This is a genomic window from Paenibacillus sp. FSL H7-0350 (assembly GCF_038593195.1).
In the GTDB taxonomy this organism is placed as follows: Bacteria; Bacillota; Bacilli; order Paenibacillales; family Paenibacillaceae; genus Paenibacillus_AQ.
On the sequence record NZ_CP151972.1, the window covers coordinates 1354687 to 1381418 of the forward strand.

The 26732-nt window shown below is 52.5% G+C and carries 21 protein-coding genes and 1 pseudogene; all 22 read right to left on the minus strand.

All coding sequences use genetic code 11. The features are described from left to right. Positions 1–91: 91 nt before the first annotated feature. The 22 genes and pseudogenes from NYE24_RS06260 to NYE24_RS06365 all read right to left on the minus strand — a co-directional run bounded on the left by NYE24_RS06260 (position 92) and on the right by NYE24_RS06365 (position 26638). A complete protein-coding gene (locus NYE24_RS06260; protein ID WP_036692655.1) occupies positions 92–1111 on the minus strand; it encodes an anti-sigma factor in 1020 nt (339 codons plus the stop codon). Then, the gene (locus NYE24_RS06265) at positions 1108–1608 is read right to left on the minus strand and encodes an RNA polymerase sigma factor (protein WP_036692643.1); all 501 of its coding nucleotides are present in this window, start codon (positions 1606–1608) and stop codon (positions 1108–1110) included. Before NYE24_RS06265 ends, NYE24_RS06260 begins: the two co-directional genes overlap by 4 nt. A 154-nt stretch (positions 1609–1762) precedes the next feature. Then, positions 1763–3448: a ribonuclease J gene (locus NYE24_RS06270; RefSeq protein ID WP_036692641.1), complete on the minus strand. Its 1686-nt coding sequence runs from the start codon at positions 3446–3448 to the stop codon at positions 1763–1765. Positions 3449–4047: 599 nt separating this feature from the next. Next, positions 4048–4947 carry a 4-hydroxy-tetrahydrodipicolinate synthase gene (gene dapA, locus NYE24_RS06275; RefSeq protein WP_342478309.1) on the minus strand — a complete coding sequence of 300 codons (900 nt, stop codon included), beginning with the start codon at positions 4945–4947 and terminating at the stop codon, positions 4048–4050. Between the two features lie 16 nt (positions 4948–4963). Next, positions 4964–6184, minus strand: coding sequence for an aspartate kinase (gene dapG / locus NYE24_RS06280; RefSeq protein ID WP_342478310.1), 1221 nt, complete (start codon positions 6182–6184; stop codon positions 4964–4966). Between the two features lie 218 nt (positions 6185–6402). Beyond that, positions 6403–6999 (minus strand): dipicolinate synthase subunit B, encoded by a 597-nt coding sequence (locus NYE24_RS06285; RefSeq protein ID WP_036692637.1) that lies wholly within the window; start codon positions 6997–6999, stop codon positions 6403–6405. Continuing rightward, complete coding sequence (gene dpsA / locus NYE24_RS06290) at positions 7000–7896, minus strand: dipicolinate synthase subunit DpsA (protein WP_076158330.1); 897 nt, start codon at positions 7894–7896, stop codon at positions 7000–7002. It lies immediately after the preceding gene. Between the two features lie 276 nt (positions 7897–8172). Continuing rightward, positions 8173–8619, minus strand: a complete 447-nt coding sequence (gene dut / locus NYE24_RS06295; RefSeq protein WP_179090466.1) for a dUTP diphosphatase — start codon at positions 8617–8619, stop codon at positions 8173–8175. After that, positions 8597–9862: a pitrilysin family protein gene (locus NYE24_RS06300; RefSeq protein WP_076158328.1), complete on the minus strand. Its 1266-nt coding sequence runs from the start codon at positions 9860–9862 to the stop codon at positions 8597–8599. The genes dut and NYE24_RS06300 overlap by 23 nt, the downstream gene beginning before the upstream one ends. Before the next feature lie 77 nt (positions 9863–9939). After that, complete coding sequence (locus NYE24_RS06305; RefSeq protein WP_036692631.1) at positions 9940–10926, minus strand: polysaccharide deacetylase family protein; 987 nt, start codon at positions 10924–10926, stop codon at positions 9940–9942. Positions 10927–11193: 267 nt separating this feature from the next. After that, positions 11194–13296, minus strand: coding sequence for a polyribonucleotide nucleotidyltransferase (gene pnp / locus NYE24_RS06310; RefSeq protein WP_341025627.1), 2103 nt, complete (start codon positions 13294–13296; stop codon positions 11194–11196). Between the two features lie 224 nt (positions 13297–13520). After that, positions 13521–13790 (minus strand): 30S ribosomal protein S15, encoded by a 270-nt coding sequence (gene rpsO, locus NYE24_RS06315; protein WP_019910460.1) that lies wholly within the window; start codon positions 13788–13790, stop codon positions 13521–13523. A 149-nt stretch (positions 13791–13939) separates the two neighbouring features. Continuing rightward, positions 13940–14887, minus strand: coding sequence for a bifunctional riboflavin kinase/FAD synthetase (locus NYE24_RS06320; RefSeq protein ID WP_036692627.1), 948 nt, complete (start codon positions 14885–14887; stop codon positions 13940–13942). A 36-nt stretch (positions 14888–14923) separates the two neighbouring features. Beyond that, entirely contained in the window at positions 14924–15838 is a 915-nt protein-coding gene (gene truB, locus NYE24_RS06325; RefSeq protein ID WP_342478311.1) for a tRNA pseudouridine(55) synthase TruB, read from the minus strand. After that, on the minus strand, positions 15835–16812 hold the full coding sequence (locus tag NYE24_RS06330) for a bifunctional oligoribonuclease/PAP phosphatase NrnA (protein ID WP_036692623.1): 978 nt from the start codon (positions 16810–16812) through the stop codon (positions 15835–15837). Before NYE24_RS06330 ends, truB begins: the two co-directional genes overlap by 4 nt. Before the next feature lie 26 nt (positions 16813–16838). Then, positions 16839–17186, minus strand: coding sequence for a 30S ribosome-binding factor RbfA (rbfA, locus tag NYE24_RS06335; protein WP_036692621.1), 348 nt, complete (start codon positions 17184–17186; stop codon positions 16839–16841). Positions 17187–17204: 18 nt separating this feature from the next. Continuing rightward, entirely contained in the window at positions 17205–19865 is a 2661-nt protein-coding gene (gene infB / locus NYE24_RS06340; protein WP_342479208.1) for a translation initiation factor IF-2, read from the minus strand. Then, positions 19863–20181: pseudogene (locus NYE24_RS06345) on the minus strand (YlxQ family RNA-binding protein); the annotation flags it as partial. The pseudogene NYE24_RS06345 and the gene infB, both read right to left, overlap by 3 nt. Continuing rightward, the gene (locus tag NYE24_RS06350) at positions 20174–20482 is read right to left on the minus strand and encodes a YlxR family protein (RefSeq protein WP_036692616.1); all 309 of its coding nucleotides are present in this window, start codon (positions 20480–20482) and stop codon (positions 20174–20176) included. The pseudogene NYE24_RS06345 and the gene NYE24_RS06350, both read right to left, overlap by 8 nt. 30 nt (positions 20483–20512) lie before the next feature. Further along, positions 20513–21610: a transcription termination factor NusA gene (gene nusA, locus NYE24_RS06355; protein WP_036692613.1), complete on the minus strand. Its 1098-nt coding sequence runs from the start codon at positions 21608–21610 to the stop codon at positions 20513–20515. 26 nt (positions 21611–21636) lie between these two features. Continuing rightward, the gene (gene rimP / locus NYE24_RS06360) at positions 21637–22104 is read right to left on the minus strand and encodes a ribosome maturation factor RimP (protein WP_342478312.1); all 468 of its coding nucleotides are present in this window, start codon (positions 22102–22104) and stop codon (positions 21637–21639) included. A 202-nt stretch (positions 22105–22306) separates the two neighbouring features. After that, entirely contained in the window at positions 22307–26638 is a 4332-nt protein-coding gene (locus NYE24_RS06365; RefSeq protein WP_036692610.1) for a PolC-type DNA polymerase III, read from the minus strand. Positions 26639–26732 lie beyond the last annotated feature (94 nt).

A 26732-nucleotide genomic window follows, 5' to 3' on the forward strand; every position in this document is an offset into this window, starting at 1 on the left:
GACATTCCGGAGGACTTCCTTATACACCATAACCTTGAACTATCACATAGAGACGGCGGGCGCTCCTCAGAACGTCCGCCGTCATTGCCGGTTAATATTTGTCCACCACGGCTCCCAGTACTGCTCCATGCACATAAGCCTGGCCTTTCAGACTTTTCAAGCTGTCAGCCTTGCCGGTCACAACTACGCCCAATATCCGGACATCACCGGCTTCCGGCGCCGCCTTATCCTTTTTCAAATAATTGTAGATCCGCTGATATTCACTATAATGAATGTCTTTCTTGCTAACACCGACCTCCACTGAGCCAATGAAATCATCAGGCTTCGCCTGATCCCAATCCGGCTGAACACCAAATCCGTAGACTCCATAATTCGCACTCATCGGGGCCGGATAGTTCATTTTAGCGGGATCATTCTCATTTGGATACGGCTTGAAGTTGAACCCCTCGCGGTCATCATACGTATCGACCCAGTACCAGACTGGCTTTGCGCCTGCGGGTAGCAGGCTTTTCACCTCTTCAAACGAATAATCCTTGTCAAAGGATACGGCCAGTTCCACCCGTTTGTCTGCGTTCATCTTGTCCAGCTCGGGAAGATCATTTAGAATGCTACCGCCGTAATCGACGCCTGGAATATAGAATGCAAGCTCCCTCTGCCCGTTATAGGAATTATACGCCCGGTAATACTCATAACCTTCCTGCTTCATCTTGGCATCCTGTACGGTTAGATTATTAGAGCCTCCATAGGCACCTGTTGTGAAAGGGAACCACCAGGCGTTGTAATTGAGCCATCTATTCTTCCAGGGAACGGGCACATCATCGACGATTTTATAGGTTTGAAGTTCAAGGACTCCTGATAGAAAACCTCTATTGTCCCTAGTGCCTGAATTAAATTCATTAGGGCTGCTGATCCTCATATACTGCTGCTCACTGTACAGGGCATTGGAGGACAGGCGGCCTACCAGTTGCGCTGCACCGTAGAATACGACAATCAGCATAAGCACACTGACCACAACTGAAATCAGGATACTGCGAATCATACTCTTCCGTTTGGTTTTTTTCAGGGTCTGGATAATATTCTGGTCTTCTGCTTCTTCCCATGGGGCTGTCATTCGCCCTCACCTCCGTATAATTGTTGAAATTGCTGTCTGGCCCTATAAAGAGTAGCTTTCACTCTTCCTTCAGAAATGCCGAGCATGGCGGAGATCTCCTTGTAGGATAACTCCATTTCATATTTCAGCAGAATCAGCTGCTTATTCACCGGATGGAGCCGCGCCAACACTCCTTCAATCTCTTCCTTCCGTTCCCTGCGCAGCAGCACCACTTCCGGCAACTCCTGCTCATGGGCCGGATGTTCCTCCACTTCCTCGCCGCTATACTGATATCTCTTCTGACTGCGGCAATGGTCAAAATACCGGTTAATTGCGACCTTGTACAACCATGCGCTGAATTTGCGCTCATCGATCGCATCCAGATACAGCAGCGCCTTGTACACCGTGTCCTGCACAATATCTTCTGCATCTGAGGCTCCGGCGCCGAGGCGGATCAAGTAGCGGCGGATCTCCGCCAGTTTGGGTTGGAGCACCTTCTCCATGTCTCTTGGCTCCATGCTGCACCTCCTTGCCTGTATAACGGTCAGGTTGCCCAAATGTTGTTTTGTGCAGCGAAAAAAACATAAAAAAGCCCCTTTCCCCAGAAACCGTCCAATATTTCCGGGAAAAGAGGCTATTGCCAAAAAGCTATATTGTTAAGAAATGCTTCTCTTATACTTCCATAATAATCGGCAGGATCATCGGTCTGCGGCGGGTCTGCTCATAGAGGAAACGGCCGAGAGAGTCTTTGACACTAGTCTTCAGGGAAGCCCATTCATTGACCTTCTCACTCATCAGACGCTGCAGCGTTCCCGAGACAATGCGGTTCGCTTCGTCCAGGAGACCTTCCGATTCCCGCACATATACGAATCCGCGTGAGATGATGTCAGGACCGGAGACAATCGCTCCGTTCTGCTTGCTGAGGGTAACCACAACCACCAGAATACCATCCTGCGACAAAAGCTTACGGTCACGCAGCACAATGTTACCTACATCGCCGACACCCAGCCCGTCGATCAGTACGTTACCGGCAGTTACCTTACCCGCTCTGCGGGCAGCTCCACCGGAGATCTCAATCACTTCACCCAGCTCGGTGATGAAGATATTGCTTGGCTCTACGCCAACAGACTCCGCCAGAAGTGCATGCTTGCGCTGCATCCGGTATTCACCGTGGATAGGCATGAAGTATTTCGGCTTCATCAGGTTGAGCATCAGCTTCAGCTCTTCCTGGCTGCCGTGACCGGATACGTGAACGCCGGAGTTGGAGCCGCTGTATATAACGTTGGCACCCAGACGGAACAATTCATCAATGGTACGGCCTACATATTTCTCATTACCCGGTACCGGTGTAGCCGCAATAATAACGGTGTCGCCCGGCATAATATCTACCTTGCGGTGGCTGGAACGCGCCATGCGTGTCAGCGCCGACATCGGCTCGCCTTGGCTGCCTGTACACAGTACTACAACACGGTTGCCTGCCATTCTGTTCATCTCTTCAGGCTCAATGAGCATGCCGTCAGGGATATGCAGATATCCAAGCTCGGAAGCAATGGATACTACGTTAACCATGCTTCGTCCAATAACGGTAATTTTGCGTCCGGTTGCTTCAGAAGCGTTCACTACCTGTTGAATACGATGCACGTTGGAAGCAAAGGTTGCTACCACCACACGCTGTTCAGCTTTGCGGAAAATATCCTCCAGCACGATGCCGACATTCTTCTCCGAAGGTGTGAAGCCCGGCTTCTCGGCATTGGTGCTGTCTGACAGCAAGGCCAGAACGCCCTTCGATCCGATCTCAGCCATGCGGTGCAGATTGGCAAATTGACCGTTGACTGGCGTGTGGTCGAACTTGAAGTCACCGGTGTGGACAACGTTGCCCTCTGGTGTCTCAATGCATACCCCGACAGAATCCGGAATACTGTGATTCGTTCTGAAGAAGGTTACCTTAAGCGATGTGCCCAGTTCAACCTCGGAATCCTCGTTAATCAGAATCCGCTTAGTTTCACCCAGCAGGTTCGCTTCCTTGAGCTTGTTCTCTACAAGGCCCAGGGTCAGTCTTGTTCCGTATACAGGAACATTCAGGTTCTTAAGCACATAAGACAATCCGCCAATGTGATCCTCATGTCCGTGGGTAAGTACAATTCCTCTTACCTTGTCACGGTTCTCAGTGAGGTAGGAGATATCCGGTATTACGATATCAATACCCAGCATATCTTCTTCAGGGAACTTCAGACCGGCGTCTACGACTACAATGTCGTTACCGTACTGAACTACGTACATGTTCTTGCCAATTTCACCGACTCCGCCAAGTGCGAATATCGTCAGTTTGTCGTTGTTGTTATTGTTTTTTTTGGACAAATGAATCTAACCCTCCTATGATGTTGGACGTCATACTTTTTATTTGTTAACAATGAGCTTCAATATTTCAGCGGCGCTGTAATATACATCAAATTGCTGTTAACTCCTTATTTCGACAAGGAATTCCCGGTAAGTCTGTATACTTGCGCAAGTCTAAACTCCCGAATCCGGGCAGTAATATCCTCTTGAAGCGGGCAAATGCCCTCAAAATTCCACCACCGCGCCCCTCGCGCGTAAATCCGGCATATTTAGCACAGACTTATTCAAGGACCTATCCTGTCTTACAATGCAATAAATCCGCATTGCCGGAAGATTACCGCATATTCAATTAACCGCACCAAGTCACTTAAGTTCATTATACATGATTTTTTTGGCAAAAGACAAGTCACCCTGTACCTGGTCCTATTCTTTCCTTAACAAACAGCCAATATTTGAGGAAAAGACAAGCAAAAATCGCTGCAATACCTGACTTTTTTAACATAGAGTTAATGCAGGAGAAATAAATACCAAATGAGCTGCGGTGCATGAAGTCCTTATTATCAAAAAACCGGCCGCTCCATGAGAGCGACCGGTTGCCTTTGTAACTATCTTCACCTAATTCACTTATCCATGCCTGGACTATCTTGTCTTAGTAAGGCCGCAATGAAAGCCCCCTCTTCTTCCGTCGGTGAAACCAGCGGCAGACGGACCGAGCCGACATCCATCCCGCGCAGCCCCAGTGCATACTTCACTGCCGAGGGATTGGGCAGCGGCTGAGGACACTCGAACAGCCCCTTGAAGACCGGAAACAGCTGCCGGTGAAGCTCGCCTGCACGGCGGACATCGCCGGAGTTGAAGGCCTCGATCATCTCCGACATCTGCGCTCCCACAACATGGCTGGCCACACTGATGATACCGTGGCCCCCCACAGCAAGCGTCGCGAGGCCGGCGGAATCATCTCCGGTGTAGACATGGAAGTCTTCAGGACAAGCTGAGGCAATCCAAGTAATCTGGTCTACCGAAGCACATTCCTTCGTGGCCACAATATTAGGAATCCCCGCCAGACGCAGGGTGGTAGCTACACTCATGCTTACTGTCGTTCGTCCCGGCACATTGTACAAGATGCAGGGCAGCGAAGTCGCGGCAGCAATTGTAGAGAAATGCTGATAGAGCCCTTCCTGATTCGGTTTATTGTAATAAGGGACGACCAGAAGCACACCGTCCACGCCGATTTTCTCGGCTTCCTTAGTGAGCTCTATGGAATGTCTGGTGCTGTTGCTGCCGGTACCGGCAATAATTTTACAGCGTCCGCCTGCCTGCTGCTTCACGAAGGAGAACAGCTTCAGCTTCTCCTTATCGGTTAAGGTCGGCGATTCGCCGGTGGTTCCGCAGACTACGAGCGCAGCAGACTTTTGTTCCTCGATCAGAACATCGACCAGCCTTGAAGTTGCTTCCCAGTTGATTTCTCCTTCCCCGTCAAACGGGGTTACCATTGCGGTGATCAGTCTTCCGAAATCCACTTTGAATTCCTCCTTGTCAGCGGTGCAATTCAAACTTGGCATGCAGGGCGCGAACCGACTGCACCATATCTTCTTTTTTCACGAGAACCCAGATGGTTGTGTTGGAATCGGCAGACTGCAGAATCTGGATGTTCTGCGAGCTGAGCGCCTCGACGATATGCGCCATGATTCCCGGAACGCCGTTGATGCCTCCGCCGATGACGGAGACCTTGGCACAGCCGGACAAGCTCTTGGGACGCAGGCCCAGCTCTTGAAGCGCGGCAATCGCCTGCTCCGACTTGTCATCGAACACTGTATATACGGCCTCGGTCGGTGTCACATTGATAAAGTCCACGCTGATTCCGTTATCGGCCATACTCTTGAAAATCTGCAGTTGCACGCCGGTGCCGTTACCCTCCGGACATTCCACCGAGATCTGCGTAATATTACTGACATAGGCAACACCAGTGACGAACCGGTCCACGACTCCATGGGATACATCGCTGAAGCCCTCTGGATGGGTCACAAGCGTCCCTTCCGCTTCGGAGAAGGTCGAGCGTACACGCACCGGAATCTGGGCCTGCATGGCAATCTCCACAGCCCGCGGATGAATGACCTTGGCTCCCTGATACGCCATGTTACAAATCTCGGTGTAGCTGACATAAGTAAGCTGCCTTGCATCTTCCACAATCCGCGGATCAGCGGTGAGAATTCCGTCCACATCCGTATAGATATCTACCATATCCGCACGCAGCGCGGCCCCAAGGGCTGTAGCTGAGGTGTCGCTTCCTCCGCGGCCCAGCGTGGTGAAATCACCCGCTTCAGTCTGGCCCTGGAAACCGGTTACTATTACTACTTTATGCTCACGCAGTTCCCGTAGAATGCGTTCTGTCCGCACATCCAGGATTCTGGCATTGCCATAGCTGTTGTCGGTCAGGAATCCGGCTTGCGCCCCTGTCAGCACCGTCGACCGAATGCCCTCCTGCTCTAGCAGACCGCACAGATTGGCCGCCGAGATGATCTCCCCGCAGCACATCAGCAGATCCCGTTCCCGGTCCGGCAGTGAATTCCCGCTCTGAACCGCCAGATCAAGCAGTGTATCTGTAGCATAGGGTTCCCCCTTGCGGCCCATAGCCGAGACTACAACCACCAGGCTGAACCCGCTGGCCAGCTCCCGTTTGACATGACGGATTACGTGTTCTCTGGCCACTGTTGTGGAGAGTGAGGTTCCGCCGAATTTTTGCACCAAAATACCCATGTATAATTCCTCCATTACTTCTCTCAGCAGAACTACTGAACCCTACGTGAAATAAATCACCCCGCGAGGCAGAAGTGTTCGTAGCCGCGATAACCTGACTCTTATTATAGCGTAAAATTGTTTGTGCCGCCCCCGGGATGAGGACGGCAGAAATGAAGCTTATGGGTCCGTCAGCTAAAATTCGCTCTTCCGGGCCAATCCTGTGCTGATTATATAAGCTATGCAGAATGAAATCGTTGTACCAGCATAGGCTGCAACTGGTTGCCCTGCAGGGCGGCGTAGCAGGCCTCAGGAATGAGATCCATCTGCGCCACCAGCGAATTCGGCTTCCCCTCCGGGTTATCCTGTCCGAACGGGACGAAATAAATATGTTTGGCTACCAGTAGCTTCGCAATATTCGCCGCGTTAAGTCCGAGTCCGTCATTCGTCGAGATCGCCAGCACCAGCGGACGCCCGTTGCGCATCTGTGATTTGGCTGCCATCAGCACCGGACTGTCCGTCATCGCATTCGCCAGCTTGCTTGTTGTGTTCCCTGTGCAGGGAGCAATCGTCAGCACATCCAGCAGCTTGGAAGGACCCAGCGGCTCCGCTTCAACAATTGTAGAAATGATATCATTCCCTGTTATATCTTTCAACTGTTTTAACCAATTTTCCGAGGTTCCAAAGCGGGTGTCCGTATTCAGTACCGAAGCAGACACAATCGGCACCACATTCGCTCCTGAGTCCATGAACCGCTGAATCTGCGGCATCACCTCAGCGAAGGTGCAGTGTGAGCCGGTAATGGCATAACCTACTGTTTTTCCGTGCCAATCCATTCATTCATCCCCCCTGATTAAAGTCTCGTCCGATATCGACTGTACCAGTGCACCTGCCATAATGATTCCGGCGCTCTTGGGGGCAACAATCCCGGGCAGGCCCGGTGCCAGCATCGCCTTGATCCCGCGCTTCTCGGCATAACGGAAGTCGCATCCGCCCGGTGCGGACGCCAAATCAATGATCACGCAGTGCGGCTGAAGCCGGGACAGGACCTGAGCGTTGATAATCATAGCGGGTATGGTGTTGAAGATCAGATCCGCCTCTGGTGCATGCAGCAGCAAATCCTCTGTCATAAAAGGCTTCCAGCCCATTTCCGCCGCTCTTGCAAAGTGCTCCTGCTTCCTGACGCCTACTTTGACCGTTGCTCCCATTCCCTGGAGCGTTCTGGCCATGGTGAACCCGGTCCGGCCCATTCCCAGCACCATCGATGTGGAGCCGTGTATGGTAAAGTCCGTGTTCTGTATGGCCATCACCAAAGCTCCCTCCGCTGTCGGAATAGAGTTATAGATCGCCACATCGTCCCTGTTCAGCAGTTCCACCAGCTTCAGGGAATGAACGGCACAAAGGCCGCGCAAATAGTTTTTAGCCATGCCGGTGTATACGATTGCCCGGGACGGCAGAGCCGCAATATGCTCCTCCTTCAGCTGGAGGCGTTCCGAAGAATATAACGCGTTAATGTACCCCTCCTCATCGCAGCCGACCGCCGGCAGCACCAGCACATCCGCTTGACCAAGCAGCTCAGTCGACAGCAGTTCCAGGCTTACCCCCGGGCATGGGGCATCCCATGTATCGAATCCGGCAACGCTTACGGCCGCATCCAATTCCACACATTTCCGAATCACTTCAATTTGTCTCGCGTCCCCGCCCAGGAACACGATCCTGATGCCAGTAAGCATAGGGATGACGCTCCTTTCCACAACCACATTCGACTATAGAGCATCTTATGCCGGAAGCCGCCGATGGGTGAAGAGCGGAGAAGAATTCTAATTCCTGGCAATACCTATAGCTTAACTAAGCTAACAAAATAACCCCACAAAGTGGGGCTTTAGCTTCGAAGATGACTCAGGTACTTTGCGGGGACCCCAAAACATATAAATTTAAAAAAAGCCTGCGGCTGCACCCGAAGGTGCATTTCCGCAAGCTTATTAGTACAGCTATAAGTTAAGGAGGGCTTATTTGCCAGTATGCCCGAAGCCGCCGGCTCCGCGCGCCGTGTCGGACAACTCATCCACTTCCGCCAGAGTCACTTCCGGCACAGCCTGGAATACCATCTGGGCGATCCGCTCGTTGCGGGCAATCGCAAACGGCTCCTGTCCCAGATTGATCAGCAGCACCTTAATTTCGCCCCGGTAATCCGCATCGATGGTACCCGGTGTGTTCAGGCAGGTGATGCCATGCTTGAGGGCCAGCCCGCTGCGCGGACGGATCTGCGCCTCCAGCCCGCCTGGCATCGCCAGTGATATGCCAGTGGGGATCAGTGTCCGCTCGCCCGGAGCAAGCACTACAGGCTCTCCTACAGCGGCATACAGGTCATACCCCGAGGCCTGCTCGGACATTTTGCAGGGCAGCAGAACATCCTCATTCCCTGGCAGTTTGTTAATTTGTACGTAATGAGGCAAGATCATCTCTCCTAACATTGGCTATCGCTTTATCTGTGGAACCAACCATTGCCAGGGACAACGGCTGTGCGAACATAAAGTCCAGCAGAGCATCGATATCCTCCATGGTTACAGCTCCGATTTTGGCTATCATTTCATCCAGCGTATCCTGACGGCCGAGCATCAGCTCATTTTTGCCCATCCGGTTCATCCGGCTGCCCGTGCTCTCCAGGCTGAGAATCAGGCTCCCCTTGAGCTGCTCCTTGCCTTTACGCAGTTCGTCCTCGCTCAAACCGTTCACAGCCAGATCACGCAACATCTCTTTGATCAGCTCCGTTACTTCCTTGGTCTGCTTCGGCGCTGTCCCGGCATAGACCGTGAACAAGCCGCTGTCAGCCTGGGCACTGTGGTACGAGAAGACCGAATAGGCCAGACCACGCTTCTCACGGATCTCCTGGAACAGCCGGGAGCTCATGCCGCCGCCGAACGCATTGTTAAGGAGCGCCATCGGATATTGCAGCGGCCCGCCGCTGCGGACACCCGGCAGGGAGATGCAGATGTGATTCTGCTCGGTCTTCTTTTTGTGGAATACCAGCTCCCCCTGATATGCAGGCTCAGTCAGTTCCGGCGCTTCACCATGATTCGTGAAGGAACCGAAATGCTGCTCCAGCAGCGGGATCAGCCCGTCGTTAATATTACCGGCTACGCTGATCACTGTGTTCTCGATGGTGTACTGCTCCTTCATGTAAGCACGCAGATCATCCGGCGTCATCTCCAGCAAGCGGTCCTTCAGCCCGAGGATCGTATAGGCCAGCGGGTGCTCGCCGTAAGCGGCAGCACACATCAGCTCATGGACAAGATCATCCGGTGTGTCCTCGCACATGGCGATTTCCTCCAGGATGACATTCTTCTCCTTGGCCAGTTCCTCGGCATCCATCCGTGAACGGAAGAACATATCTGCCAGCACATCCACAGCAATCGGCAGATGCTCATCCAGCACCTTAGCATAAAAGCATGTATATTCCTTCGAGGTAAAAGCATTGACGTTCCCGCCAATGGCATCGAACTGTTCGGCAATATCCTTGGCGCTATAGCGGTCTGTCCCCTTAAAGAGCATATGCTCGATGAAATGGGAAATCCCGTTGTTTAACGGGTTCTCATTGCGGGAGCCCGTCTTAACCCAGATTCCGAAAGATACGGATCGGCCGGTCGGGATCTTCTCGGTAACCACCCGGAGTCCGTTTGATAATAATATTTTGTCCAATGTGTAATCCTCCTGGCACAGCCTTGTTCTGTCTGTATTTGTTATTCGCGCCTCTTATCCTATCAGAAATAGGGCGTTCACTCAACTTCCGCAGTCACGATACGCTCAGCGGAGAGCGTCTGACTGACGGTTCCCAGCTGCAGGCCCTTGGCTCTGATCCCCCGGATCATCCCTCTCAGCGCTTGCGAGGAGGATGCCGTCGGATGCATTAAAATTAGGGTTCCCGGCTCTACCCGCCTGCTGATCTTGGCAACAACTGATTCCGGGGACGGATTGCGCCAATCAACCGTATCCAGCGTCCATAATACCGTCTTCAGTCCCAGTGAGGCGGCGATTTCCACCGTCTGCTGATTAAAGTCTCCTGACGGCGGAGCAAACCACTTATTCGTCACACCCAGGCTTTCCTTCAGCAGCTTCTGCGTTTTCTCAATCTCTGCAGTGGCACGCGTCCGGCTTAGAATACTCATCTTAGGATGCGTATACGCATGGTTCTCTACCTCATGCCCGCGCTTCAGCATCTCTGCTGCAAGCTCCTTGTTGCGGCTTAACCAGCTTCCGTCCAGAAAAAAAGTGACCTTCACCTTCTCCGCATCCAGAATGTCCAGCATCGGAAGGATATACTCATTCCCCCAGGCCACATTAATCATCAGCGAGACCATCGGCTTCGCCGGATTCCCCCGGTAGATCGGCTGTGCTCCCAGATCATCCAGTGATACCTTAGGCTTAATCTGGCGGTACATCAGCTTAAGCCCTGCTTCGGGTCCCCGTAAAAGCGCGCTCCGGTAGGTTGCCTCCACATCGACCTCCAGCCCGTTATACCCCGGTATGGCTTTCCATACCCGGTCCACAACAGCATTCACCGGCTGCGCATTCAGCGCCTCGGCCCGGCGGGTAATCTGAGCGCGCAGATCATCCTCTGTCTGATTCAGAGCATAGCTCATTACGGCTGCATCCGCCTGAGGCTTAAGCCCGGCAATCATCTCTTTCACGGGTCCGTTCGTGCTGCCAATTCCAATTACTACTGCGATGCAAGCCAGCACGAGCGCCGCCTTGTCCGTCTTCATGACGTTATACCTCCCTGGCACAAACGGTCTGTTTCGTCTCCGCACCAGGGTCAAGCCGTGCGGGGACGCTTTGTCCCAGCCTATGTATGCAGAGTGCAAATTATGCATACTGCATCTATGACGCCTGCAAGCGGGTAAGGTATAACCGTCAGTCAGGACGGTAACGCAGCGTATACTTTTCCAAAAAAAAGAGCCAGAACTGTACTGCTTCTGTCTCTTCTTCTTATCTATAGTAAGGATAACGGTGAAGCGTCAGCGTAATGCTTCTTACGCCTTCGCTCCGCTCTCTGAAGTCAGTACAGCTTTGCGTGACAAGTTGACGCGGCCCTGCTGGTCGATCTCTGTTACCTTCACGGTGATCGTGTCGCCAATCGCCACAACATCTTCCACCTTCGCCACACGGTCTGTGGACAGCTGGGAAATATGCACAAGGCCGTCTTTGCCAGGGATCAATTCAACAAAAGCGCCGAATTTCTCAATGCGTCTAACCGTACCCACATAAATCTCACCGACCACAACTTCCTTTACAATACCCTCAATGATGCCACGGGCCTTCTGGATCATAGCTTCATCAGAAGAACCGATAAATACGCGGCCATCCTGTTCGATGTCAATCTTCACGCCGGTTTCTTCAATGATCTTGTTGATGATTTTACCGCCGGCACCGATTACATCACGGATCTTGTCCGGATTGATATTGATGATAATGATCTTCGGAGCATATTTAGACAGGCTCGTTCTTGGAGCTGCGATCGCTTCATTCATTTTGCCCAGAATAAACATCCGGCCTTCTCGTGCCTGCTCAAGCGCCTCCTGCAGAATCTTGCGGTCGATGCCGTCGATTTTGATATCCATCTGAATCGCCGTTACGCCTTCTGCTGTACCCGCTACCTTGAAGTCCATATCGCCGAGGTGATCTTCCATGCCTTGAATATCGGTCAAGATGGATACATGCTCCCCGTCCTTGATCAGACCCATCGCTACACCGGCTACAGGCGCCTTGATAGGTACCCCTGCATCCATCATCGCCAGAATACTGGCACAGATACTTGCCTGGGAGGTGGAGCCATTGGATTCAATCGCTTCGGATACCAAACGGATAGTGTACGGGAATTCAGTCTCACTTGGAATCACCTTGGACAACGCGCGTTCGCCGAGTGCCCCGTGCCCGATCTCGCGGCGTCCCGGTGCTCTTAGCGGACGGGCTTCCCCTACGCTGAACGGAGGGAAGTTGTAGTGGTGCATGAAGCGCTTGGTTTCAGCCGGATCAATACCATCCAGAATCTGCACATCGCCCAGTGCGCCCAGTGTACATACGCTGAGGATCTGTGTCTGGCCGCGTGTGAACAGACCGGAACCATGCGTGCGCGGCAGAAGAGCTGTATCACATTCGATCGGACGGATCTCGTCCAGCTTCCGTCCATCCGGACGAACCTTGTCATGTGTGATCAGACGTCTAACTTCATCCTTCACGATATCATGCAGGGCTTCCTTAACATCCTTAAGAAGCTCTGGAGTTTCTATGTATTTCTCTGCGAAATACGCCACCGCTTCGTTGTTCACCAGATCAATAGCATCCTGACGGGCATGCTTCTCGGCAATTCTTACAGCTTCCACCAGACGGCTCTGCGCAAAAGCACGAACCTCTGTATTCACATCCGCATTAACCGCATGCAGCTTCACAGCCATCTTTTCTTTACCGGCAACGGCTACGAGTTGTTCAATCACTGCCACAATCTTGCGGACCTCGTCATGTCCGAACATGATCGCCTCAAGCATTACTTCTTCAGTCACTTCATTGGCTTCTGCTTCTACCATCATGATGGCATCCTTCGTACCGGCCACAACCACATAGATATCGCTGATTGCTTGCTGGGCTTGATCAGGATTGATGATGAATTCCCCGTTAATCCGGCCGACAGCCACGCCGCCGATGGGTCCGTTGAACGGCACATCAGAGATACTGAGCGCAGCGGAAGTACCGATCATGGCCGCAATATCAGGCGCACAGTCCTGATCCACACTCATTACCAGGTTCAAGACTTGAACGTCATTGCGGAATCCTTCCGGGAACAATGGACGAATTGGACGGTCTGTCAGACGGCTGGACAGAATTGCTTTCTCGCTCGGACGTCCTTCACGTTTGATGAATCCGCCCGGGATTTTGCCTACTGCATATAATCTTTCCTCATAATTCACTGTAAGCGGGAAAAAATCCAGATCTTTAGGCTCACTGGATGCTGTAACCGTACACAATACTGAAGTATCCCCGTAACGCACCATCACGGCTGCGTTCGCTTGTTTGGCCAGACGGCCTGTTTCCAGCACAAGGCGTCTTCCGCCCAGCTGCATTTCCACACGTTGTTCCATAAAACCCCTCCTTGAATGGTAATAATACGTTCCTGTATGTTCTACAAGCAAAAACGGCTTGTCCTCCGCAGAAGTGCTATAGCCGTTTTTGCGAATGCTATCAACTTGTCAGCTGTAAAAGTTTACCCTAAATTTTCAAAAAGCAACCCGGCTGTCCCGCTGTCGCTCGTAAGAAGGACATACGGTATACAACCAGGCTGCTTTTGGGCTGAGCTTATGGAAAATTAACGACGCAATCCCAGTTTTTCGATCAGGGCGCTGTAACGTCTGATGTCTTTGTTCTTCAAATACGCCAGCAGTTTACGACGTTGTCCAACCATCTTCAGCAGTCCGCGGCGGGAATGATGATCCTTCTTGTGCGTACGCAAGTGGTCAGTCAAATTAACGATGTTCTCCGTAAGGATAGCAACTTGCACCTCAGGGGATCCAGTATCGGATTCGTGAGTTTTGTGCTCGTCGATCAATTGGTGTTTACGTTCTTGAGTCAATGCCATCCTGTTCACCTCCTTCATTATAATCGCCAATAGCCTCGTCACCGTCGGTGAGAACAAGTAACCAAGCTAAGGTTCTGATGCTGTCATTCCAGCAACGTTAATCAGTATAGCACCTTCACAGACAAAAGTAAACGGCTTGTCCGGAAAGATTAGGAATGATATCCCAGCAGCCCTTTGGCTGTCTCAGCATCTGCACCGATCTGTGCAATCAAGGCATCGATGGACCCGAACTTGCGTTCAGACCGGATATAGGAAACCAGCTCCACCTTAAGCTCATGCCCATAGATATCTGAGGCAAAATCAAACAGGTGTACCTCAAAGCTCGGAGTGGTCACGCCTTCGTGAAACGTTGGCTTCACGCCGACATTCATCACCCCGTACAAGACCTCATTCCGGTAAAAGACCTTGACGGCGTATACGCCCTTGGCCGGAATAACATAGCGGTCTTCGAGCTGCAGGTTGGCTGTCGGAAAGCCGATGGTCCGGCCCCGCTTCTCCCCGTGCCCTACGGTACCGCGCAGGTGATAACAACGTCCAAACCAGGCATTAGCCTTACCCAGTTCCCCGCTCAGCAAGCTCTTGCGGATACCTGAGCTACTGACCTTCTCTCCTTCAAGCAGGAACGGGGCGACCGTCTCTACCTTCATCGCACCTTGTCCCAGCTCCGAGAGCCTGTCCGCATCTCCCTCACCTTTGTAGCCGAAGCGGAAGTCGAACCCTACAACTGCAGTTACAATCTGCAGCGGCAGCAGCATCACAGAGACAAAGTCCGCCGGACTTACCCGGGAGAGCTCTTCATTAAATTCAATTATATATAAAAGCTCAACACCCATCCCGGCAAGCAGCTCCTGCTTATCCTTAGAGGGGGTCAAGTATCCCTCATAATCCCCTTTGCCCATAACATCCTTGGGATGGGGGTAGAAGGTCATCACCGCTGCGGGTACACCTGCCTCGCGGGCCAGAGCAACAGCTGATGTGATAACACTGGCATGCCCGAGGTGCAGTCCATCGAACTGTCCCAGGGCAACTACTTGAGGCTGCGCATACTGTGCTGCCGCCTCAGGCAGCATCGGATAGCTTAACGTTACGGTTCTCACGCTGTTTCTCACCTACATTCGCAAATAAATTAAAGTTTAGACCTGGGCAAACACCTTGACAGGTGCAATAGCTCCGTTAGCCTCCAGAGCATAAATACCGAGGAACTCCCCTTGCTGATCATAGAGACGGAAATCTCCGGCCTGCTTCACTTCCGGCATTACAAACCGGGTCGACAGACGTTGCCCCTGCAGGGCTGCTTTCTTCTTCTCAGCGGCAACGGTATGTCTGGGCAAATGTGAAATCGCCTCGTCAGCAGCAATCAGATGCTCATCCAGTGTGCCGCCTTCCTTGTGCTGCGCAATTTGCTCCAGAGTCAGGCAATGACTGGCAGAGATCCCGGCAGACATCGTCCGCTCCAGCTTCACCATTACACCAGGAAGACCGAGCTTACGTCCGATATCTACACAGAGGGTACGGATATAGGTCCCCTTGGAGCATAACGCCCGGAAAGTGATCTCCGGATAGTTGCCATTCCAGACCATCTGCTGCATCTCAATCTCATAAATCTCCACTTCACGGCTCTTGCGCTCTACGGTCTTGCCTTCCCGGGCCAGCTCGTACAGACGCTTGCCGTCCACCTTCACTGCGGAATACATCGGCGGCACCTGTGAGATCACGCCCTGGAAGGAGTTCAGCACAGCCAGCACTTCGGCTTCTGTGACATGAACCTCCTCCACGGATTCCGTAATCGTCCCGGTTAGATCCTCTGTATCGCTGGCCATTCCCAGCCGCAGCGTGGCGACATATTCCTTGGGCAGCTCCTGAATATACTCCACTACTCTAGTAGCCCGGCCCAGACAGAGCGGCAATACTCCGGTTACCTGAGGATCAAGGGTCCCGGTATGTCCAATCCGCTTCATGCCCAGAATGCGCCGCGCCTTGGCCACAACATCATGTGAAGTGAACCCTGCCGGCTTATATACAGCCAGAACTCCTGTAAGCTCACTCATAAATGACGTTTGACCTCCTCCAGCACCTGTGTCACAGCTTCTTCCAGAGTTCCATTAATACGCGCGCCTGCTGCCCGGGTGTGTCCTCCGCCGCCGAAGGCTTGCGCAAGTGCGGCCACATCCACCTTACCTGCTGAACGAAGACTGGCCTTCACCGCATGGTCATCAATAACCTTGAACAGAATGCCTACCTCTACACCGCGGATATTCCGCGGATAGTTGACAATCCCTTCAAGGTCCTCATTGGCCGCTCCAGAGTCCAGCATATCCTTAGGTGTAACATACACCCAGGCTATATCTCCTTCAGAGCTGAGCTGTAATGTGCTAAGTGCACGGTTTAGCACCTTCACCTGGGGAAGCGTCATCTCTTCCAGCAGGGTCTCAGCCAGGTCCGGTCCATTCACACCCAGTGTCAGCAGTTCGGATACCGCCGCCATCACTTTAGGAGAAGTATTGCTGTAACGGAAACCGCCGGTATCCGTTAACAGTCCAGTATAAATGGCTGTGGCAATATCAATATCCCACTTGAGTTCAAAGGTCTTCAGCAGATCGAACAGTATCTCTGCTGTCGCTGCCGCATCCGGCTTGATGAGGTTCACCGCGCCGTAGCCGTTGTTCGTTGGATGATGGTCAATATTCAAGATCAGTGCATCACTGGTGAAATGCTGCTGGGTCAGCCCTACACGCTGGAAATCCGCACAGTCAACACATATCACATGGCTGTACTGGCGGGGCAACGAACCCTCAGACAGATTGACAATCTGATCGGCATGCCATAAGTATTCCATTCGCTGCGGAATCTGGCCTTCATTCAGCATCAGATATTTTTTGCCCAGACATGAGAGAAGCCAGCCCACCGCAAGGGTGGAGCTGACTGCATCTCCGTCCGGCTGAACATGCGACACTACAAGATAATCGTCGTGTTCCAGCAGAAACTTACGCGTCTGCTGGAGACTTTGTTCATAGCTCTGCATTCGCCGTCTCCTTTATGTTCCGTGGCCTATTCGTTTTTGCCGATTTCGCCGAGCAGCTTCTCAATGTGACTTCCGTAAGCAACGGATTCGTCAATCTTGAAGATCAGCTCAGGCGTATGGCGCAGGCGGATCGCTTTACCAAGCTCCGAGCGGAGAAAGCCATTGGCCTTCTCAATCGCTCTAAGTGAGTCTGATTTCTGCTCCTCGTCCCCGAATACGCTCAGGTATACCTTGGCCTGTGACAGATCGTTCGTCACATCTACGCCAGTTACAGTTACGAACCCGACACGCGGGTCCTTCAGTCCGCTTTGGATGAGCTGGCTCAGCTCTTTCTTAATCTGCTCGCCAACCCGTCCCGCTCTGATTTTAGACATCTTATTTCACCTCTTCGCTTAGCGCTCTACCGTTTCCATGATGAATGCTTCGATAATGTCGCCTTCAACGACATCATTATAGCGTTCCAAAGTTATGCCACATTCATAACCCTGTGCCACTTCTTTTGCATCATCTTTGAAACGCTTCAAGGTGTCGATTTTGCCTGTGAAGACAACGATACCGCTGCGGATCAGGCGCATTTCAGCATTGCGGGCAATTTTGCCGTCGGTAACCATACAACCTGCGACACTGCCCACTTTGCTGATTTTGAATACGTTGCGCACTTCGGCATGACCGATAACGTTTTCTTTAAATATAGGATCAAGCATGCCCTTCATGGCACTTTCGATCTCTTCAATGACATTGTAGATGATGTTATGCAGTCGCACATCCACCTTCTCTTGCTCGGCCGCCGCTTTCGTCTGGGCATCCGGACGAACGTTGAAACCGATCACGATAGCATTGGAGGCTGCTGCCAGGGTAATGTCGGATTCCGTAATCGCGCCGGCACCGCTGTGAAGGATCTTCACGCGTACGCCTTCGACTTCGATCTTGGCCAAGGAGCCCTTCAGCGCCTCTACCGAACCCTGAACGTCACCCTTGATGATAACGTTGAGATCCTTGATCTCGCCGTCCTTGATGTGCTTGAACAGATCATCCAGCGTAACGCGGGTGTTCGTGTTCAGCTCGGACTGGCGCTGCGTTGTAGAACGTCTGTCAGAGATCGCGCGTGCTTTACGCTCATCTTCGAAGGCCATAAACGGATCGCCCGCCTGCGGCACCTCGGTCAGACCGGTAATTTCCACTGGAGTGGAAGGTCCCGCTTCCTTGATTTTGCGTCCCTTGTCATTCACCATGGCACGTACGCGGCCGAAGCAGTTACCCGCTACAAATGCGTCTCCGACCTTCAGCGTACCATTCTGCACGAGAATACGGGCAACCGGTCCGCGGTTCTTGTCAAGCTCAGCTTCTATAACAGTACCGCGTGCCCGTTTGTCCGGGTTCGCCTTGTACTCATTTACTTCGGCAACGAGCAGGATCATTTCCAGCAGCTCTTCAAGGTTAATGCGCTGCTTAGCCGACAGGTTGACGAAGATTGTATCGCCGCCCCACTCTTCTGGCACCAGCTCATAGCTTGTAAGCTCCTGCTTCACCTTGTCAGGGTCTGCGCCCGGCTTGTCGATCTTGTTAACTGCCACAATGATCGGAAGTCCGGCTGCCTTGGCATGGTTGATCGCTTCTACAGTCTGAGGCATTACGCCGTCATCTGCCGCTACAACGATAATCGTCATATCTGTAACCTGGGCACCACGGGCACGCATGGCGGTGAAAGCTTCATGGCCCGGAGTATCAAGGAATGTGATTTTCTTATGATTAATCTCAACCTGATAGGCACCGATATGCTGCGTAATTCCGCCTGCTTCGCCGCCGGATACATTCGTGGAACGGATGGCATCGAGCAAGGTTGTTTTACCATGGTCAACGTGACCCATGATCGTTACAACCGGTGGCCGGGTCATCAGATCATCTTCGGAATCGTTCTCTTCCACGGTCTCGAAGCTGTCTTCATCAACCGGAATCTTCACTTCTACTTCTACGCCGAATTCGCCGGCCAGCAGCAGAATCGTATCGATATCAAGCTCCTGATTGATTGTGGCCATAACCCCCATCGAGATCAGCTTCTTGATCACTTCCGAAGCATCCTTGTGAAGCAGCTTCGCGGTTTCACCCACGGTCATGCTGCCACGGACAATGATCTTCTTAGGTGTGTTGTCAATCTTCTCACGATATACGGTCGGCTGGTTTCTGCCGCGGTTGTTCTTGCCGCCACGGCCGCGATAGTTGCCGCCCTTGTTGTCGTCGTAACGTTTCTGGCCGCTGTTGTTGCCGCCAGGTCTGCCGCCAGTGGTGTTCTTCTTAGGGCCGTCGCTGCGTGAGAAACCTCCGCCTGCATTGCCTTGACCTTGCGGACGGTCACCTGTACGTGGTGCGCCGCCTTGTCCTTGCGGACGGCTGCCGCCAGTGGAGCTGCCTTGTGGGCGGCTGCCGCCAGTAGAGCTGCCTTGTGGACGGCTACCGCCAGTGGAGCTGCCCTGTGGGCGGCTGCCGCCAGTGGAGCTGCCTTGTGGACGGCTGCCGCCAGTGGAGCTGCCTTGTGGACGGCTGCCGCCAGTGGAGCTGCCCTGTGGGCGGCTGCCAGTGGAGCTGCCCTGTGGGCGGCTGCCAGTCGAACTGCTTTGTGGACGGCTGCTGCTTGAACTGCCCTGCGGGCGAGAATTCTGAGCGGAGCCTGATGTTTGTGTTCTGCGGGAATCTTGTCCGCTTTGGGGCCTTGGGGACGTCGTCGATTGGTTGTTGTTTTGGTTACTGTTCATACCTACCTGCTTTTCCGATTGAATTTTGTTGGTATTCTGAGCACTGCGTACTTCGGCGGTTACCGTTCCGGTAGTTACCGGACGGCTGCTGGTGCCGGTGTCCCGCTTGGCTGCAGCGTTTGACTTGATGTCCTTGAAGAACTGTTCAACTTTGTTCACGGAGCCATTCTCCATGACACTCATATGATTATTCACCGGGACATCCAAACGCTTCAGAATGGTAATAATTTCTTTACTGCTCATGTTCAAAGACTTTGCATATTCGTATACGCGCAGCTTATCCTTATTATCTTCTTTAGTCAATAACTCCACCTCCGACAGTATCTCCAAGCGTTCTGGAGATCATTTCCGCGAATCCTTTATCCGTAACGGCCAGCACTACGCGCTGGTCCTTACCAATACTTGCACCGAGTTCATCCCGGTGAAATGCGATTACTAGTGGAATATCGTAGGTCCCGCATTTATCGCGGAACTTCTTCTGGGTATTATCTGAAGCGTCACCTGCCAGGACGACCAGCTTCGCCTCTGAAGACCGTACTGCCTTAAGCACAGCCTCATCGCCGGTGACAATCTTGCCTGCTCTCATCGCAAGCCCTAAATAAGAAAGTGTCTTACTCATTGTCCTCACTATCCTTCGCTGCCAAAAACTGCTCCTCCACGGATGCAAAATCCCGGGCAAGCTGGGCATAGATTTCAGGACTGACCTGACATTTCAATGCCCGGTCAAGTGCTTTGGTCTTCTGTGCTAGCTTAAAGTATTCCAGTTTACCGCAGATATAAGCGCCACGGCCCGACTTCTTGCCTGTCAGGTCAATCAGCACCTCGCCTTCAGGCGTTCTCACCACGCGAATCAGCTCTTTCTTGGGCATCATCTCCTGGCTGGCAACGCATTTACGCAGCGGCACCTTTCTTTGCTTCATAACAAAGCACCTCCCGTCAGTCAGCATTCATTAATCGATGGAGACGGAATCCTGATGCATTTCATCATTGGACGATCTGGGTCTGCCGTATTCCTGCTCCGCCTGCGTCTCGCTCTTGATATCGATCTTCCAGCCGGTCAGCTTAGCGGCAAGACGGGCATTCTGCCCCTTGATGCCGATGGCCAGTGACAGCTGATAGTCAGGAACAATGACGCGGGCCATTTTCTCAGGTTCAAAGACTTGAACCTCAAGCACCTTGGACGGGCTAAGCGCATTGGCTACGTACTCCTGCACCAGCTCGGAATATCTGACGATATCAATCTTCTCACCGCGAAGCTCAGTCACAATGGTCTGTACACGTGTGCCTCTCGGCCCTACGCAAGAGCCGACCGGGTCCACTTCGGGATTGCGTGAGAACACGGCGATCTTGGAGCGGAAGCCAGCTTCGCGGGCAACGGAACGAATCTCCACCACCCCGTCAAAAATCTCCGGCACCTCCAGCTCGAACAGACGCTTCAGGAGACCTGGATGACTGCGGGACAGCATAATCTGCGGCCCTTTGGTCGTGTTCTCCACCTTAGTGATATAAGCTTTGATACGCTCGCTCTGCTTGAACTTTTCTCCAGGCATCAGCTCGCTCAGCGGAAGAACCGCCTCGATTTTGCCAAGATCCACATAGATGTTGCGCATATCCTGACGCTGTACAAGGCCGGTTACAATATCATCTTCCTTGTCGATAAAAGCGTTATAGATCAGGCCACGTTCCGCTTCGCGGATACGCTGGGTAACCACCTGCTTCGCAGTCTGGGCGGCAATGCGGCCGAAATCACGCGGCGTGACTTCCTGCTCGGCGATATCCTCCAGCTGGAAATGCGGGTTGATCTCCCGGGCAGCCAGGAGCGAGATCTCGGTCCGTGCATCGAGAACCTCCTCCACAATCAGCTTGCGGGCAAACACCTTGATTACGCCTGTGTTACGGTTCATATCCACACGCACATTCTGCGCCGCATTGAAATTGCGTTTATAGCTGGAGATCAGCGCCGCTTCGATGGCTTCAAACAGCACATCCTTGCTGATGCCTTTCTCCCTTTCCAGTTCATTCATAGCTTCAATAAACTCCATACTCATGAAATTCCGGTCCCCCTTTCAAGACGTTAAAAAATAATGGCCAACCTCGCACTGGCGACCTTGGCGTAAGGTACCACATGTTCTTTTTTGCCCGCGGAGATGAGCAGTTCCTCGTTCTCGAACGAGAGCAAACGACCTTCGAATTCTTTGATTCCTTGAATCGGCTCATAGACCGTTACATATACGTCCTTGCCTACCGCCTTGGTGACATCCGCAGCTTTCTTGAGCGGACGCTCAGCTCCCGGCGAAGAGACTTCAAGGAAATACGCTTCAGAGAACGGATCATTCTCATCCAGCTTCTGGCTGATATATTCGCTGATAGTACCGCAGTCATCGATATCGATGCCGCCCTCTTTGTCTACGAATACGCGCAGAAACCAGTTGGAGCCTTCCTTCACGTATTCAACGTCCACCAGTTCGAAACCATTGTCCTCGAGATAGGACCCGAGCAGCTGCTCTACCGTTTGTTTAATTTTGGATTTGGGTGTGCTCAAAAGAAGATTACCTCCACGAACTTGTCTTTTGCTATATACCAAAGATAAAGAGTGGGTTTCCCCACTCTTTACACAACGGACTTATCTCATTATTACCAAAAAAATTATACCATAGAGAGGCAGCACTGACAAGTACCAGCCCTTGACTCCCCTTTCTAAGAGGACATTAAAGGGCTGTATATGCCATCACTTGAGCCGGTTGTCAGAACAGTGAAAGCTGGTTACTCTCCGGTAATCCCCGGAAGCAGCCCATTCCCGTAAGCAGCTCAATCACCGTTTTACTGGCCTTGGATTTCTGCTGGAAATCCTCAATGGAGAGGAATTCTCCTGCATCCTTGGCAGCGGCGATATTAATTGCAGCATTATCCCCGATTCCCGCAAGCGAGGAGAACGGAGGAATCAGGCTGGTGCCGTCCACCGTAAATTTGGTAGCATCCGAGCGGTACAGATCAATGTTCTTGAAGGTAAAGCCGCGTGCGGTCATCTCCAGGGCCATCTCCAGGACCGGAAGCATGGCTTTTTCCTTAGGCAGCGCCTGGAAGCCCTTGGATTCGATCTCCACAAGCTGGCGCGCAATGGCTTCGTAGCCTTTACAGCACAGCTCGATATCGAAATCCGCCGCGCGGACCGAGAAGTAAGTCGCATAGTATTCTATCGGATGATACAGCTTGAAGAAGGCTGTGCGCACCGCTGAAATAACATAAGCCGCGGCATGGGCCTTCGGGAACATGTACTGGATTTTGAGACAGGAATCAATGTACCACTGCGGCACCTTGCAATTCTTCATCTCCTCAATCCATTCCGGCGGCAAGCCCTTCCCTTTACGCACGCTCTCTGTAATTTTGAAGGCCAGACTGGCATCCATCCCCGTCTTATAAATCAGGTAGAGCATGATATCATCACGGCAGCCGATTACCGTCTTAATGTTACAGGTATTGTTCTTAATCAGCTCCTGCGCATTTCCCAGCCACACGCCGGTTCCATGGGACAGCCCGGAAATCTGCAGCAAGTCGGCAAAGCTGGAAGGCTTGGCTTCAACAAGCATCTGGCGGACGAACTTCGTTCCCATCTCCGGCACTCCATAAGTGGCCACCGGGGTACGAATCTGATCGGGTCTTACCCCGAGAGCATCCGTGGAGTTGAACATGCTCATTACCTTCGGATCATTCATTGGAATGGTCGTCGGGTCCACACCGGTCAGATCCTGCAGCATCCGCATCATGGTCGGATCATCGTGGCCGAGAATATCAAGCTTCAGCAGGTTCGCATCGAAGGCGTGATAGTCGAAATGGGTAGTCTTCCACTCGGCTGTAACATCATCCGCCGGAAACTGCACGGGAGTGATATCTTCAATCTCCATGTAATCCGGCAAAACTACGATACCGCCGGGGTGCTGCCCCGTACTGCGCTTCACACCGGTACAGCCGGCGGCAAGCCGTCCGACCTCTGCGCCGCGCCAGCGCTTCTGGTGATGTTCTTCATATTTCTTGGTGAAGCCGAAGGCGGTCTTCTCCGCTACCGTACCAATGGTTCCCGCGCGGAATACATTGTCCGGGCCGAACATTGTTTTGGTGAAATTATGGGCGTTCGGCTGATACTCCCCGGAGAAGTTAAGGTCGATATCGGGAACCTTGTCCCCTTTGAAGCCCAGGAAGGTCTCAAACGGAATATCCTGACCTTCTCCCTTCAGCTTCCCGCCACAATCGGGACAGTCCTTATCCGGCAAGTCGAACCCGCTCGGCACACTTCCGTCCAGGAACCATTCGCTGTGCCGGCATTCCGAATTGGTACAAATATAGTGAGCCGGAAGCGGGTTAACCTCCGAGATTCCAAGGAATGTTGCCACTACAGACGAGCCTACCGAGCCACGGGAACCGACGAGATAACCGTCCTGGTTCGACTTTTTGACAAGCCGTTCCGAGATCAGATAGTTGGCGGAGAACCCGTATTTAATAATAGGGGCAAGCTCCTTCTCCAGACGGGCAACCACAACCTCCGGCAGTTCCTCGCCGTAGATCGATTTGGCTGTTTCATAGCAGGTATTGCGGATCTCATCATCCGCACCTTCAATAATAGGCGTGAAGAGATCGCTTGGGAACAGATCGTATTCTTCGAACCGCTCAGCCAGCTCAACAGTATTCGTGACCACGACTTCCTTCGCTTTGGCTGCACCCAGGTATTCGAACTCGGCAAGCATCTCATCGGTTGTACGGAAGTGGGCATCCGGCTTGTTCTGGTCTTTTAGCGGACTGAACCCCGTAATCCCGTGGATCGTAATATCGCGGAACAGCTTATCGCGCGGCTCCAGATAGTGCACATTCCCAGTGGCTATCACCGGCTTATTCATCTGTTCGCCGATCTCACAAATTTTGCGTACAACACCCCGCAGGTCCTCTGGACTCGCTACGAACCCTTTATCCACCAGATGCATGTACATGGTCAGCGGCTGGATTTCCAGCACATCATAGAACTGGGCAACCTCAATTGCCTCTTCCACGGTCTTGTTCAGCACAGCCTCGAAGAACTCGCCCCGCTCACAGCCGGATATGACGAGCAGTCCGTCACGATGTTCTTCAAGCTTCGATTTGGGAATGCAGGGTACGCGCTTATAGTACTCGGTATGCGACATAGAGATCAGCTTGTAGAGGTTTTTTTTGCCGATCGGATTCAGTGCATAGATTCCGCAGTGAAACGGCCGTACATTCGACAAGTCATTGCCTACATAATCATTCAGCCGGTCCAGCCGGGTCATGCCCTTCATCTTCTCCGCATCGGACAGCAGACCGTTCAGAATCCCGCCCAGTGCAATCGTATCATCCACCGCACGGTGATGGCTCTCCAGCAGTACCTTGTACTTGTCAGCAAGCGTATTGAGCCGGTGGTTCTTCATTTTGGGGAAGAGCAGACGCGCCAGCTCCAGCGTATCCAGTGAAGGATTTGGCAGCTCCGGCTGCCCCAGCTTCTTCAGAGAAGCTTGAATGAAGCCCATATCGAACCGCGCATTGTGCGCAACGAGAATGCTGTCTCCTACGAACTCCACGAACTCCCCCAGTACCGGCGCAAGATCCGGGGCATCCTTGACCATTTCATCCGTAATGTTCGTCAACTGCTGGATGTGGTAGGGGATTTTCTCATGCGGATTGACGAAGGTGGTGTAACGGTCGAGTTCCTTGCCTTCACACATCTTGATCGCCGCAAGCTCCGTGATGTTGTTGCGTGTGATGGACAGCCCCGTGGTCTCAATGTCGAAGACGACATAGGTTGCCGTCTTGAGCTCGAGCGCCTGCGCATTCTCCACGATATTGACCGCATCATTGACGACATTAGCCTCCACCCCGTAGAGCATCTTGAGCTTATGCTTATGGGCGGCGTGATTCGCATCCGGGAAGCTCTGAACATTGCCGTGGTCGGTAACTGCAAGTGCCGGGTGGCCCCATTTCGCAGCTGTTTTGACATAGGCATCAATCGGTGCTACCGCATCCATCGTGCTCATAGTCGTATGCAAGTGGAACTCCACACGCTTCTCCTTGGCATTGTCCTTACGGGCAGGCGGCGCCGACACCTCGGTCAGATCCGAAGGAATCATCACCAGCTCAGGAATCTGCATGAACCGGTCATATTCCACTTTGCCGCGCGCCCGGACCCATTTGCCGTTAGCCAACTGGCCCATGATCTTCAGTTCTTCCTTGGTCTTGGCGAACATCTTCATCTGCAGGGAATCTGTAAAATCTGTGATGCAGAAGGTGAACAGCGTATTTCCGTTACGCAGTTCCTTGCGGTCCAGCCCGAAGATCGTCCCCTGGATCGTAATCTTCTTCTCTTCATCCTGAATTTCCAGAATGGAGACGGCCTGCTCTTTGATGTCATTCCCTACCTGAAGCTTAATGACCTCATTCGGGTCCCCGGCTTCTTCAGGCTCGTCCGGCTCGCTATTCATCATCATCAGCTCTACCAGCTCACGCTGCTCCTGCTGGAGCTTCTGCTGGAATTCCTCATAGGCATCCGCCTTGCTCTTACTCTCGTCCTCGGCCATTTGCAGCTTGACCTTGAGGGGAAGTGCGAAATATTTATCATAATATTTAATAATGGCGGCTTCGATACCCTTTTTACGGGCCAGCTCGAGCGACATGGTATCATTCAGGCTAAGGATGAGCGTTCCGTCCCGCAGCTCCTGACTGGAACGCGTCAGCCAACCGTTGACGGAAGGAATCTCACGCTGGACCCACTCGAGGAACATGCCCCAGTACTCCTGCACAATATCGGCTCTGCTTACAGTATCATCATATAGGAACAAGAAGCTGACCTTGGCAATATGCTGCAGCTTCTCACGCATTCTTAGGATAAAGGCCCGGTAGGTCTGGGCGGGAATCAGGGTTGTCTTCGCAATCACGATATGCCAGTCATGGTTGCCGCGGCTAATCTCCACCCGTTCAATCTGTCCGTCTACAAAATAAGGATCAATCATGGCAGGCGGAATCTCCCCCTGCTTCATCAACAGCTCAAATCTCTTTCTTCTCTCCACGTTCTGCTCCATGCATTCCCCACCTAACTCGGCAATAATTGGCGTAAGACTTCGACGTCATTCTATTGTAAGAAAAAGCCTCCGGCTTGAAAAGCATTGGGTACTT